Origin of the sequence: Flintibacter porci (genome assembly GCF_041925195.1) — a bacterium.
Classification (GTDB): Bacteria; Bacillota; Clostridia; order Oscillospirales; family Oscillospiraceae; genus Lawsonibacter; species Lawsonibacter porci.
Genome location: NZ_JBHEVB010000019.1, coordinates 16,570 through 29,040 on the forward strand (window position 1 = coordinate 16,570; position 12,471 = coordinate 29,040).

The 12,471-nt window shown below is 49.7% G+C and carries 14 protein-coding genes, 1 tRNA gene and 1 pseudogene; 8 read left to right on the forward strand and 8 right to left on the reverse strand.

Annotation, left to right across the window (positions count from 1 at the left end; all coding sequences use genetic code 11):
• Window positions 1-5 precede the first annotated feature (5 nt).
• Window positions 6-770 (reverse strand): annotated as a pseudogene (locus ACEVJL_RS14940) (MerR family transcriptional regulator).
• Between the two features lie 55 nt (window positions 771-825).
• Complete coding sequence (locus ACEVJL_RS14945; protein WP_374738285.1) at window positions 826-1,443, reverse strand: CatA-like O-acetyltransferase, family 2; 618 nt, start codon at window positions 1,441-1,443, stop codon at window positions 826-828.
• A 183-nt stretch (window positions 1,444-1,626) separates the two neighbouring features.
• On the opposite strand from ACEVJL_RS14945, the gene ACEVJL_RS14950 reads away from it, so the two are divergent.
• The 5 genes from ACEVJL_RS14950 (at window position 1,627) to ACEVJL_RS14970 (ending at window position 5,072) form a co-directional block, all read left to right on the forward strand.
• Window positions 1,627-2,310 (forward strand): response regulator transcription factor, encoded by a 684-nt coding sequence (locus tag ACEVJL_RS14950; RefSeq protein ID WP_374738286.1) that lies wholly within the window; start codon window positions 1,627-1,629, stop codon window positions 2,308-2,310.
• A gap of 63 nt (window positions 2,311-2,373) precedes the next feature.
• A complete protein-coding gene (locus ACEVJL_RS14955; protein WP_374738287.1) occupies window positions 2,374-3,537 on the forward strand; it encodes a methyltransferase domain-containing protein in 1,164 nt (387 codons plus the stop codon).
• A gap of 402 nt (window positions 3,538-3,939) precedes the next feature.
• Window positions 3,940-4,015, forward strand: a tRNA-Pro gene (locus tag ACEVJL_RS14960).
• A gap of 107 nt (window positions 4,016-4,122) precedes the next feature.
• A complete protein-coding gene (locus ACEVJL_RS14965; protein ID WP_374738288.1) occupies window positions 4,123-4,677 on the forward strand; it encodes a GNAT family N-acetyltransferase in 555 nt (184 codons plus the stop codon).
• 17 nt (window positions 4,678-4,694) lie between these two features.
• Window positions 4,695-5,072: a DUF1801 domain-containing protein gene (locus ACEVJL_RS14970; protein WP_374738289.1), complete on the forward strand. Its 378-nt coding sequence runs from the start codon at window positions 4,695-4,697 to the stop codon at window positions 5,070-5,072.
• A 206-nt stretch (window positions 5,073-5,278) separates the two neighbouring features.
• Here the strand turns inward: ACEVJL_RS14970 and ACEVJL_RS14975 are convergent, their stop codons facing one another.
• Complete coding sequence (locus ACEVJL_RS14975) at window positions 5,279-5,596, reverse strand: hypothetical protein (RefSeq protein ID WP_083389798.1); 318 nt, start codon at window positions 5,594-5,596, stop codon at window positions 5,279-5,281.
• Between ACEVJL_RS14975 and ACEVJL_RS14980 the strand changes: the two genes are divergently transcribed.
• The 3 genes from ACEVJL_RS14980 (at window position 5,595) to ACEVJL_RS14990 (ending at window position 8,482) form a co-directional block, all read left to right on the forward strand.
• Window positions 5,595-6,044, forward strand: a complete 450-nt coding sequence (locus tag ACEVJL_RS14980; protein ID WP_374738290.1) for a zinc ribbon domain-containing protein — start codon at window positions 5,595-5,597, stop codon at window positions 6,042-6,044. The two genes, ACEVJL_RS14975 and ACEVJL_RS14980, sit on opposite strands and share 2 nt — an antisense overlap.
• A gap of 645 nt (window positions 6,045-6,689) precedes the next feature.
• On the forward strand, window positions 6,690-7,679 hold the full coding sequence (locus ACEVJL_RS14985) for a DUF6236 family protein (RefSeq protein WP_374738291.1): 990 nt from the start codon (window positions 6,690-6,692) through the stop codon (window positions 7,677-7,679).
• Between the two features lie 407 nt (window positions 7,680-8,086).
• Window positions 8,087-8,482 carry a hypothetical protein gene (locus ACEVJL_RS14990; RefSeq protein ID WP_374738292.1) on the forward strand — a complete coding sequence of 132 codons (396 nt, stop codon included), beginning with the start codon at window positions 8,087-8,089 and terminating at the stop codon, window positions 8,480-8,482.
• A gap of 33 nt (window positions 8,483-8,515) precedes the next feature.
• On the opposite strand, the gene ACEVJL_RS14995 is transcribed toward ACEVJL_RS14990, so the two are convergent.
• From ACEVJL_RS14995 to ACEVJL_RS15015, 5 genes are all read right to left on the reverse strand, one after another.
• Entirely contained in the window at window positions 8,516-10,021 is a 1,506-nt protein-coding gene (locus ACEVJL_RS14995) for a recombinase family protein (protein WP_374738293.1), read from the reverse strand.
• An 87-nt stretch (window positions 10,022-10,108) separates the two neighbouring features.
• Complete coding sequence (locus ACEVJL_RS15000) at window positions 10,109-10,294, reverse strand: hypothetical protein (RefSeq protein WP_118572166.1); 186 nt, start codon at window positions 10,292-10,294, stop codon at window positions 10,109-10,111.
• A gap of 139 nt (window positions 10,295-10,433) precedes the next feature.
• Window positions 10,434-10,604, reverse strand: a complete 171-nt coding sequence (locus ACEVJL_RS15005; protein ID WP_370824959.1) for a hypothetical protein — start codon at window positions 10,602-10,604, stop codon at window positions 10,434-10,436.
• A gap of 349 nt (window positions 10,605-10,953) precedes the next feature.
• The gene (locus ACEVJL_RS15010; protein ID WP_118572167.1) at window positions 10,954-11,376 is read right to left on the reverse strand and encodes an RNA polymerase sigma factor; all 423 of its coding nucleotides are present in this window, start codon (window positions 11,374-11,376) and stop codon (window positions 10,954-10,956) included.
• 429 nt (window positions 11,377-11,805) lie between these two features.
• The gene (locus ACEVJL_RS15015; protein WP_374738294.1) at window positions 11,806-12,444 is read right to left on the reverse strand and encodes a hypothetical protein; all 639 of its coding nucleotides are present in this window, start codon (window positions 12,442-12,444) and stop codon (window positions 11,806-11,808) included.
• Between the last annotated feature and the right edge of the window lie 27 nt (window positions 12,445-12,471).

The window sequence follows — 12,471 nt, forward strand, 5'->3', positions numbered from 1 at the left end:
AATGCTTACTTCGCCCAATGGATGACGGCGTCCCGCAGAAAACGGGCACAGCCGGGCACCTGTTTGTCATAATAGGCGGTAAATCTCTCATCCATCACATACAGCTCCGCGATTCCCCGGTGTCTGGCCGGGTCATACCGGTTCCCGGTAATAGTGAGCCACCGGCGGTGGAGGACGCAGAGTTCCTTGCCCTCCTCACTTTCCGGGGACATGTTTCCCTCAACAGCTGCCTCCAGCCGCTCCTGAATCTCTTGCCCCAGGTCCTTCCACTCCCGATACTGCTCCTGGGTCAGATTCATCACCGCAGCGTTGGCCTCATCCACCTCTTTGTCGCCGTATTTGGCACGAATCTCCGCTCCGTACGCCTCCTCGTTATGGGCCACAGCGCGCTGCTTGAACGCCTCAAATTTCTGCTCATCGCTCATAAATTCCTTCCTTTCTTCCACTCCAATGGTATCTTTTACCGATTGGATAAGCTGTTTCAGCCGCTTCTACTCCGTCTCCAGTGCGGCCAGGTGGTTTCGCAGGGCAGCCAGACGGTCAAAGGAGGGGTCGTCCAGACATTCCTTGATTTGGGCCAGCTCCACCCCGAGGGCCCGGTAATAAAGAATATCCTGCAGTCGGTCCACCTCTGCCCTGCCGTAGTAGCGGTAGCCGCTCTCCGCCACCCGGCTGGGCTTCAGCAGCCCGATCTGGTCGTACCAGCGCAGGGTGCGGGTGGTCACCCCGGACAGGCGCGACAGTTCTTGAATGGAATATTCCATAAGCATCCCTCCCTGGGGATAACTGTATCAGTTGACGGAACGTCAAAGTCAATGGGAACTTTTAAATTTTCCGGATTTTCTGCTGCAGCCGCTCTAAAAATTCCGCGGCCGGGATTCCGTCCATTTGGGTGTGATGGAACTGGAAGGACACCGGCAAAGTAGCACGGATCCACTTTTTCCGGTACTTGCCCCAGATCAGGAAAGGGTTGTTGTAGCAGCCGGCATAGATATTCACCGCGCCGTCGATCTCATATCTTGCCAGAGCCGAGGTCCCGATGACCATATAGTCCTCGCCCAGCTCATAGCTCTCCCCGCTCTCGTGGACCTGTGCGGTGAGCTTTAGGTAGTCCTGATTGAACTGCTCCAAGTCGGAAGAAACGGGAATGTCACAGGTGGCGATGCCGCCGTTCCGGGTGGTCACCACCGTATTGATAGCCAGCCGGTCATACTGAATGAGCTTCTCCCCCACCGGCAGCAGGTAGAAGTCCTCTGTCCGCTCCGCCGCCTTTCCAATGCACCAGCAAAGGAGCATATTGAATTTATAGCCCCGTTTCCGGCTCATACGCACGAGCGGCGTCACGTCCAGCGTCTTCATCAGGGTGACCATTGGCATGGGAGCCTTCATCCAAAGTTCAAAGGCCAGTGCCCGGGAGGTGCTTTTGGGATCTACTTCTTTCATGTTGTTCTCCATTCTGTTCGTCAAATCCGGTTCGGTTGGCCGCGGTAAGTAACCACTATCATAGCATAGCTCTTTATGGCCGGCAACCGATCCCCATATTCCAAAGGCCGGAACTTGTGATATAATGGAAAACCACAAAACTCTCTCACTCTGACTGGAAACACCAAACGAAGAGGACCGAACATGAACCAGATTTTTCTTTTGGAGGACGATGAGACCCTAGGCCGGGGAATTGCCATGGCTCTGACAGGGTCGGAGACATCCGTCACCTGCCGCTCTACTCTGGCCAAGGCCCGGGAAGCGCTATTAAACGAACGGTTTGACCTGCTGATTCTGGATGTAAATCTCCCCGACGGCAGTGGTCTGGATCTGCTGCGTCAGGTGCGGGCAGAGGGCGACGCCACTCCAGTGATCCTGCTCACCGCCAATGATTTGGAGCTGGATGAGGTCACCGGTCTGGAGGCCGGAGCGGACGACTATATCACCAAGCCCTTCTCTCTGGCGGTACTGCGGGCCAGGGTGAACGCCCAGCTTCGTCGAAGTTCCCCTAAGGTCTCCCCTCCCCTATCCGTGGGTCCCTTTACCTTTGACTTTGAACGGATGGACTTTCGCCGGGACGGCAGGTTCATGGAGCTCTCCAAAACCGAGCAGAAGCTGCTGCGGGTGCTGGTGGAGAACCGGGGACATGCTGTGTCCCGGGCTACACTGGTGGACCGTGTATGGACGGATGGCGCGGAATTTGTAGAGGAAAATGCTCTGTCCGTCACGGTAAAACGGCTGCGAAGCAAACTGGAGGCCAATCCCTCCAAACCAGAATATCTGAAAACCGTGTACGGCATCGGCTACACCTGGGCGGTAAAGCTATGATCGGGACGGGGATATTTTTTCTCTTTACCCTCAGAGGAGGGCCACACGCAGGAGGAATATGCCATGAGAAATGAATATGAAAATGAAGCTTTTTTCCAGCAATACGCGCAGATGTCCCGCAGCCGGGAAGGGCTTTCCGCGGCGGGAGAGTGGCATCAGCTCAAGCCCCTTTTTCCGCCGCTGGAGGGAAAGTCCGTACTGGACCTGGGCTGCGGCTATGGGTGGCACTGCAAGTTCGCCGTGGAGCAGGGCGCCCGGCAGGTACTGGGCATTGATTTAAGCCAGAAAATGATTGAGGAGGCCAGGCGGCGAAACAGTGGAGAAGGTATTCTCTATCAGGTGTGCGGGATCGAGGAATATGAGTATCCGAAGGCTGCATGGGACTGCGTGGTCTCCAATCTGGCCTTGCACTATCTTGAGGACCTGGACTCCATTTTTGGAAAAGTTCATCAGACACTGAAAAAGGATGGAATCTTTTTATTTAACATCGAGCACCCAGTTTTTACTGCCGGTGTGGGCCAGGATTGGGCCTACACTGAGCGGGCCATCAAGTACCGAGACGCGGACTACACTGTAGCAGCTCTGGTGACCGTACCCTCTGCCCTCTCCTACCGCTATTATGGTGCCGATGAATTCATAATGGGATCGGAAACATTTATTCGGGATACGGAAACCAACTCCGTCATGTACTACGCCTTCGACACCACAGATGATGCCAACGCTGCCATGGAATCCTTCCTAGCGGACTACACGGAGAACGTAAATCCCCAGTTTGACTACGAGAGCAAAGCTACTTATGCCGGGGAATTTGAGAGCACCCGGAGCATGTTCCTTCTGCTGGGCGGAGCTCTGAGCTTCATCGTTGGTCTGGTGGGGGTACTGAACTTCTTTAACGCGATTCTCACCGGCATCACTGCCCGCCGCCGGGAACTGGCAGTGCTCCAGTCTATCGGTATGACAGCCCGTCAGCTGCGGACTATGCTGGCCTTGGAGGGACTCTTCTATACTGTGGGCGCAGCACTTCTGGCGCTGGCACTGATTGTAGTCACTGCGCCGTTTGTGGGTCCTGCCCTCAACCGGTTGATCTGGTTTTTCACCTATCGCTTTACCATCTGGCCCATCGCTGTAGTGCTACCCCTGTTCGGGATGCTGGGCATCCTCATCCCGGTTTTGAGCTGTCGCGCTGCCCAACGCTATTCTGTGGTAGAGCGCCTGCGGCAAGAATAGGGCTCGAATTGCAGGAAAATATCCTCTGGCTTGGCCAGGGGATATTTTCCTGGGCTTGACAAGGGTATGCTTATAAATATCCAGTCTTGCATATACCAACACATGGACCAATCCAGTACAGCGGAGGAAGTTTGGATACCCATACTATTTTCCAATTCCATATGTGAAAGTATGGCGCAGTTTAGGAGAATACGACCGGACCGCCTCACAACTTCATATCCGGGTGTAGCGCAGTTGGTAGCGCGCTTGCTTTGGGAACGTGAGGCTCGGGTTCGAGCCACAGTCCTCGGAAGACCCGGAAAACCTTGGGACACTTGGGCTGACAGCACTTTCCCCATCGCCGGTAACTGGTCAAAAATCGGCGTTGACCACATGTTTGACCACAATTGGAAAATTTCATAACCGGGTGTAGCGCAGTTGGTAGCGCGCTTGCTTTGGGAGCAAGATGCCGGGAGTTCGAGTCTCCCCACTCGGACCAAAATCCGTCAAAATCTTGTGATTTTGGCGGATTTTTCTTAACTTTTACAACAAAACTATTCTATTAGATTTCATTATCCATTTTTACTTTTCTTGAGGTGCCGAAATATGGTGATCGAGACAAAACGGCTGATCCTGCGCCCCTTTTTAGAAGGTGACGCGGCGGATGTCTATGAGTATCTGAAAGAGCTCGCGGTCAACTGCTTTGCCTGCATGAAGCTGCACTCCCTGGACGAGGCCAGGGCGGAGATGAAAAAGCGTCTCGGTGAAACGGAATACTATTTTGCCATCACCCTGAAGGATGGCGGCAAGGTCATCGGAGAGATCGACGCCTATCCGGAGGCGGGCGAGCCTCACGCAGGCGAGGACGCCGTGCGCGACACTTTCAGCCCCTGCTGGATGCTGAACGGGGCCTACCAAGGCAAGGGGTATGCCTTCTTCGACTATCTCTTTTCCCAAAAGGGCGCAAGGCGCATCTACGCCTATACCGAGGACTATAACCTTGCCAGCCAGCACCTGTGCGAAAAGCTGGGCATGCGCCGGGAGGGCGTGTTCCTGGAATTTATCTCCTTCGTGAACGATCCCGACGGAACCCCCAGGTATGAAAACACGGTGCAGTATGCCATCCTGAAAAAAGAGTGGGACCGTCAGCAGTCCCAATAGGCAGTTGGAGGTACGATATGGGCGCAGCATCTGTTTCCGAGTATGTGGCGTCGCTGAACGAAGAGCAGCGGCGGTATGTCAGTGCGTTTATTGACTTTATGCGTGCGGAATACCCGCAGTTGACTCCTAAAATCTCCTTTTCCATGCCCATGTGGCTGCTGGGAAAGAAGATGTACGAGGGATATGTAGCAATCTCTGCTGCGAAGGCCCATTTCTCTATCCATTTTTCCGACGAGGAATTTCTGAACCGCTTGGCAGAGCGTCTGCCCACCTGCAAAAAGGGAAAGCGATGTATCAACATCAAATACGGTGATGAACAGTCCCTTTATGCCGTCGAAGAATGCATCAGCGATTTTCTGAAGAGCTATCGCTCTGAAGGGAACTCCTCCCTATGAATGGTACAGAGGAAATCGGTTGCTGTGGCGCGTACTGTAAGACTTGCCGTGAATTTGAGAAGACCTGCAAGGGTTGCAAACAGGGGTATCTGGACGGTTCTCGGGATTTGAGCCGGGCCAAATGTAAAACGAAGAAGTGCTGCTTGACCAAAGGGCACATCACTTGTGGGGACTGCAGGGAGTACGAGTCCTGCGAAATCATTCAATCATTTCTCAACCACCACGGCTATAAATACGGGAAGTACAAGCAGGCGCTGGAGTACATCCGCGCCCATGATTATGCTGCTTTCATGAAAGCGGCTGAATATTGGAAAAACGCCTATGGCAAATACCCCGAACAGGACAACTAAAAAGTCAGTAGCGCCCGCTGAAATCTGTGGATGTTCAGCGGGCGCTATTCTTTGTATAGGCATATTAAAAACTGATATGCCTGATGTGTGCATGAAGCAGAATTGGGGCAACAGCCAGTTGCTTTGCTTTTTGCTCCCGCTGTGGTACAATCCAGGCAAGGTGGTGATCAACATGGATACCAAAGAAATCCTTCTGGAACTGCGCACCAAGCGTGGACTTTCCCAGGAACAACTGGCGGAACAAGTGCATGTGACCCGACAGGCGGTTTCCCGCTGGGAGACCGGTGAAACAGTGCCCAACACAGAAACCTTGAAACTGCTCTCCAGGCTGTTTGATGTCTCTATCAACACCCTGTTGGGTTCCCCCAGGCAGCTGATCTGCCAGTGCTGCGGTATGCCCATGGAGGACGCTAATATCAGCCGGGAGCCGAACGGTGCCTTCAACGAGGAGTACTGCAAGTGGTGCTATGCCGACGGAAAATTCGTCTACACGAGCCTTGAGGAGCTGCTGAATTTTCTGGAAAGTCATATGTCCAATGAGGCTTGGCCCCCGGAGCAGGTCAGGGCCTACTTTGAAGCTCAGCTGCCCAAACTTAACCACTGGAAGCAGAGCATGACATAAATACCTCCCTCTGAAAACCTGAAGTTTCAGAGGGAGGTATTTTTTATCTCATATCATTCAGGACTTAGGATACAGACAGCCTGGACTTGTCGGCAAAGCCAATCATCTGATAAGATGATAGTTCACGATTTGTTGTGTAATTCAGCAGCGTAATAATATGAGTTTTATGAACTGACTTCGTACATCGAGATTATCTATTAGTATTTTAACCAACTCTAGGTTTCCCGGCGTGAGAGGATTGCCTGCATTGTCAATATTGTGGATTTTGCTATCGTCAGCCAATGTAGAACCGTCTTCTCCGCAAAATAGAAAAAGTTGGAATTACATCTGGCTTGTAGAAGTATCGTCTCCATTCAGATTTTTGTATATGAAAACGCCATCTCTAGGTTGATTTGAGTGGCATAATTTGTCATAATGTGATACACTTTAATAAATAATAAAATAGATTTCTGATCTCCACCTCTTTGCATATGAGGTGAAAACTAGGTGAAATACATTGGGATACTTTAGCAGTAACAATGTTGCTTATGAAGGTTGGGTGAAAAAAGAATGTTACAGTCAATATTGTACTATCCCACAATCGATATAAAAGATAGCGCTTGGCTTAGGTGTGCTGCCTTATATTGGGATGAAGTGTGCTCTATCGTGCCGAACAGAGATTATAATCGTTTTTCTCCCGAGATCCTATATTTGCAGGAAAGAGGACAGTACAGGGCTATATATCCTAAAGATATTTTCACCCTTGGGAAGCCCGCTGAATTTTCAAATATGGTCAAGAGGTACTTCTTACATTCCTCAAATATCAATAGGAGATATTGGAAGCACGCCGAACAAGCAAATCTCGTTCAATTATATGATCCTAGCCTTTCAGCATTAATCTATTATGAAAAGATCCCTCCTGAAGTGAGGCGTATGTTAACAGAAGGCGGACTGATACGCACAGAGGGGGATGGTTATATCGAAACAACAGAAGAATTTGCAACACAATATATGCGCCTTTTAGCTGAGTTTGCGATCAAATACGATGATCACAACATAGTAATCGGAACAGACCGGAAATCAAAGTTGAATAGTATTTATCCGCAAACTTATACTCGAAAAGATGATAATGCCGCAATCTGCCTAATGTTAGAAAAATGTCTACCAATTCCGGCCAATGATGTTAGTTTTGAGACTTTATTAGATTTCAAAGAAATTCATAGAGATGAACTATTATCTCTGCAATTTAAGTTGCTAGAATTTGAACGCGGCGTTGCTGAATGTGAAAATGATATAATGCTGAAAAATCATATATCAGCTTTTAGAATAACTTGGGAAAAAGTCTTATCTGAATCAGAAAAATTGTATAAAGCTGAAAAAGTCAATTTTGTTTTAGGCAGTATAATCTCGTTTATTTCCACTGGAGGCGGAATGGCTGGGTTAGCCCAGTGGGCACAGCAATATGCACTTGCAAAAATTCCTAATATAGCTGTGGGTGCCGCTGTAGGTATGGCGGGTTTGATTGGCATAGGCGCATCATACCGAAAATTTAAAGAGCGAATTCGGGAGGACATGACAGAGGAGGGGTTTGCCTATTTGATTTCCGCCCAAAAATCAGGTTTATTATCTAATCACCATCCTGTGGAAATATTATGAGAGATTATGTATTATCGAAGTTGAGATATAAATTTTATACTCAGCTTTAAGAATAAAAACTTTTTGTTGACGGTCTGCACCCTTGGTACAACTGGATTGAGTTAAGTCTAAGATGATTGTATTTAATGCTGTTATAGGTCACTCTCTACCATAATTCTTTTTGATTAGAATTATCCGTTGTTTTACATCTCCTTCATCAAAATGACAACATTCACAAATTGCGAAGTTCACCACTCAGTTTATAATGGTTTCCATGTAAGTTTCTTTATCAACAGCCTAGAGGTGCCACAGGATAAGAGAGTGTAAGCAATGAATTTCTATTTTCCTGGAGCAAGCAACTCAGTGTGGGTAATATCAATACCTGACTTTATATCCCAAAATCATGGATATACCAAGGAGTGAAGTTTTTGAAAAAAGGTAGATATCTCATTCTGGTTGCTTTTTGCTTTTTGCTAATAACTGCGAGCGTTGGATGTAGGGCAAGTGAAAATGTAATAATAGTAAATGATTTAATCTCTAATATCGACACAGTAACCCTTGATACTGAAGATTCAATTATTGATGCAGAACAAGCGTATGATTCACTAAGCAGATGGGACAAGATGCATGTTAGAAACCATCAGAAGCTGTTAGATGCGCGAGAAACTTATAACCGAATTAAAGATGTAAGTAATTTAATCCAAGGACTTGAAACTGTGACAATTGATAGTGAAGAAGACATTACTAAAGCGGAATCCGCGTATGAAGCCTTGTCTTCTAAAGAACAACAAGCAACGGTTTACAAGGGGCTACAAGCGGTATAAAGAAACAAGTGGTTTGACGGAGTGGAAAATAGGTCATATTTTCCACTCTATTTTTACATAGTCGCTGGTTGCGCTGATTGATGAAATCAGGCCGTCAGCGGCTTTCCTTTTGTCCTCAAAGCTGATGTTCTCCCAATCGTCCAGATACCCGGACAGCAATTCAATCTGCTGGGAGGACAGCGTTTCAACGGACAGGTCTGCAATCGCCTTGGACAGTGTTTTGCGGCGGTTGTCCAAGTCCTCGATTTTCTTGTTGGCGTAGGCAAGCAAGGTGGCGTTGGCCCCGGTCAGCGTATCAAGCAGTTTTTCAATCTCGGCTTCAACCTGTGCAAGCTCCACCTGATAGGCGGTGATCTTCGGGTTGGCCTTTTCTTCGCCGCCCCGGAGTAGCTTGAACTCCCGGAACTTTTCTCCCATTGCTGTGAAAATGAACTGTTCAAATTCATTCTTGCGGAGCGTACCGCACCCCGGACAGCCCTTGTGGTCGGCCCGTTTGGAACAGCGCAGGTATTCATAGCCGGAGGGGTTGTGGGTCGTTTTGAGAGCGTACCCGCATTTCCCGCATTTGATTTTCCCGGCCAGCCAAGTGTTCCGGGCCTTGCGTCCGTTCTGGAAGGTGATGTTTGTCATCAGCTTCTTGCGGCACCGTAACCAAATGTCGGAGGGTACAAAGCCCTCATGGGGAGCAATCACAAGTATCTGGTCTTTCAGGCTTTTGTCCTTGTCCTCCTTCACATCCCGGCCCTGATAGAGATAGCAGCCATTTGTCCCGGCAAAGTCGGCGGCGTCATTGACTACCACCGCACCCTGACTTTTGAAGAACTCGTACATTTCCAAATCGGCCTGTGCATAGACCGGGTTTCGGAGTAGCTGGGACAAGAAGGGGCGTGTCAATGACTTCCCATAAATCTTGATACCCTGTTCCTCAAAATATCGGGTAATGTCTCCAAAGGAGGTTTCCGGCTCGGCATACATTTCAAACATCAGCCGCACATGGTTTGCGGCCACGGGGTCAGCCGCCATCATCTTTGTGCGGATACCCTCTACCACCGTAGGCTCCAATCCAAAGCCATAGGGGGCTTGACCGCTCATGTGAAAGCCTTTCAGGCACCGGGAGTAGTAAGCGTCTGTGACACGCTTCTGAATTGTCTCCCGTTCAAGCTGGGCGAATACGATACAGATATTTAGCATGGCCCTGCCCATTGGGGTCGAGGTGTCAAACTTCTCCGTGGAGGAAACAAACTCCACATCGTATTCCTGAAACAGCTCCATCATATTTGCGAAGTCCAGAATGGAGCGGCTTATTCTATCCAGCTTGTAAACGACTACCCGGCGAACCTTGCCCTTGCGGATCTCGCCAAGGAGCTTTTGAAACTCGGGCCTGTCGGTGTTCTTTCCCGAATAGCCCTTGTCCTTGAAAACCCGGCAACTGCCTCCCTTCAACTCATACTTGCAGAAATCAATCTGGCTCTCAATGCTGATACTGTCCTTGCGGTCTACCGACTGTCTTGCATAAATTACATCTTCTCTAATATTCATGTTGGGCTCCTTTCCTGTGGGAATGGAGCTACCAACCTACAAGTATATTATACCATTGATAGCCCCGGCCGACAATGTTGTGGAGCGTTAGTGCCGTTTGTCCCCGGCCACCCGGTATTTGCTGAATACCTCATACAAACAGCGTTCAATCTCTTTTTTCCGTTTCTCCTTTTCCTTGGGGGAAAGTACCGGCGTAAGACTCTCCAGCACAATGGTTTTCCCCTGAAAAGGGACGGTCTTGGTTTCGCTCTGATAAGTAACGGATTGCACCATAGAAGCCTCCTTTTCAAAGTGGGTTGACTGCCAGCATATTTCCCGCATTGTCTCGGTGGGGAAACACAAAAGGACGGCACCAAGAGAACGGTGCCGTCCTTTTGTGTTTCTCCACGCTTCGGGCCAAGTTGGCCCGAGGTCAGGACTGCCAGTTTTCAAAATAATCCGCCGCTTCTTCCACAGCGCAGAAGTCAAAGACCTCATAGAGCTCGGTCAATACCTGTTGGATTTCCTTTGCATGGAAGCCGCAGTTTTCCATCGCTTTGATGACATAGCCACGGCAAGCGTTGTTGCTCCATTCTTCACCCATAGTTTTATTTGCCCCTTTCATAGAAAGCTGGGAGTGCTGGCCCTGTATGTTCGGCCTGTCACAAGACAACGATAATTTTCCGCCAGCACTCCCGCCGGATTGTGCGGCAAGTTGGAGCGGATAAGCTGCCAGCTTATCCCTTGCGGCCCTTTGCAGATCGTGGCCGTGGGGATAGCTCGTCCCCACCTGCGGCATGGGTAGTTATCGCTCGTTTCCCTCACGGAAAAGTCTTTGCGTACCTGCCGCCCGGCTCCCTGCTGGGTACTCCAAGTTGCCCGCTATTCAGTTGTGGGAGGGAATAATCTTCCTCTCATTAACCGTGTCAGTTGAAAGATCAAAAACAACAGGCTCACAGAACATTTTTCAAGTATTTTTTCATGTTCTCCAAGCCCCGGCGGATAGCGGCGGTAATGGCCTGTTCCGTCACGCCCTCGGCGGCGGCAATCGCCTTGACCGAGTGGCCCAGAAGATAGTGCTCAAACACCCGCTGGCCCTGTGCGTCCGGCAAGCTATTCAGGGCGTGGCAGAGTTGTTCAAACCGCTCCATGCGCTCGATCAGCTCCTGTGGGGAGGGATTGGAGAAGCAGGCGGAATACTCGATACCGTCCTCAGCGTCCAGCGAGTAATGCGCCTTGTTGCGGTAGACACGGCGGCGGCTGGCCTTTATGTACCGCTGACCTGCCAGCAATTCTTCCGCAACTTCTTCGGTGACTTCGATAATGACATCCTCTTTATACCACGGGTAAAAATCCCGCAAATTGATTTCTTTCATTGTGTACCTCCGTTTCGGTGTTGGGTGTTGACGAGTGACCGAAACGGAAGGCGGTGGGGAGCGGCACCGTGGCTGGACTTCGGGCCAACTTGGCCCGAGGCGAAGCAAAAGAAATGCGCCCACACAGCATGACGCTATGCGGACGCATGAAATTACATTATCATAATTGTACTGGTATATTGTACCTTCATAGCCGGACTGTCCCGGAGGGGGAGCTACGCTTTTTTTAGCTGGTGGAAATTAAAGAAGTTATAGAAAAGTGAAATGGACACGGCGGCATCCTCCTATGGGCCGCCGTGTCCTCTATCGTTTATCCAAAGAGAAGCGGCGGCTCTGAAAAATGAGCCGCCGCTTCATGGGCGCATGAAAATGTATCTGCTGTACGACGGCTTTTTTTCTTTTGCCGTCGTGCGGCAGGTACAAGTCTGTTTACTGTTGAAGGGCTGCGTTAGCCTCAGCCTGTGTGAGTTGTCCGTTGTCAACCGCATCATTAAGGGCTTTATCCAGTTCCTCGTTAGAAGCATAATTGCCAATGTGAACGGACTCGCCATTTTCCTTTGCAACATCAACTCCATATTCAGAAACCACATCCTCAGTGGGCGGGATCATGGAGTAGGTATCGCCTTCGCCGTTGTCTTTAGAATATAAGGTTCCGCTTTTGATACTTTCGAGCGTTTTCTGATATTCGGTAATGATGGCATCTACGCTTTTCTGTGTCCATTCGTGATAGACACCTTGACCGTCATACCAACCGTTGCCTGTGCCGATCAGCGCCTCCAGTTCTTCTTTTTGGGTAGCGATCCACTTTTCATATTCCTCTGCCGTCCACCATTCAACATCCGGTGCAGGGTTATTTTTCTCATAGTCCGCTTCGGTCACCCAGTTTTCGCCATCGGTGCTAATGCCATTGGCATCATTGAAAAAGATGTCGGTGCTTGACGTTTGCGCTGTTTCTTCCGCCGATGTCTTAGGCGTATCGGCGGCCTGTGCGCTGGCATAGGTAAAACCCGCAAGGCTTAAACACAAGGCCCCACATAGGCTTACCGCCAGAAATTTTCTGCTTTTCATTGATAAAACCTCGCTTTCAAGAATTAT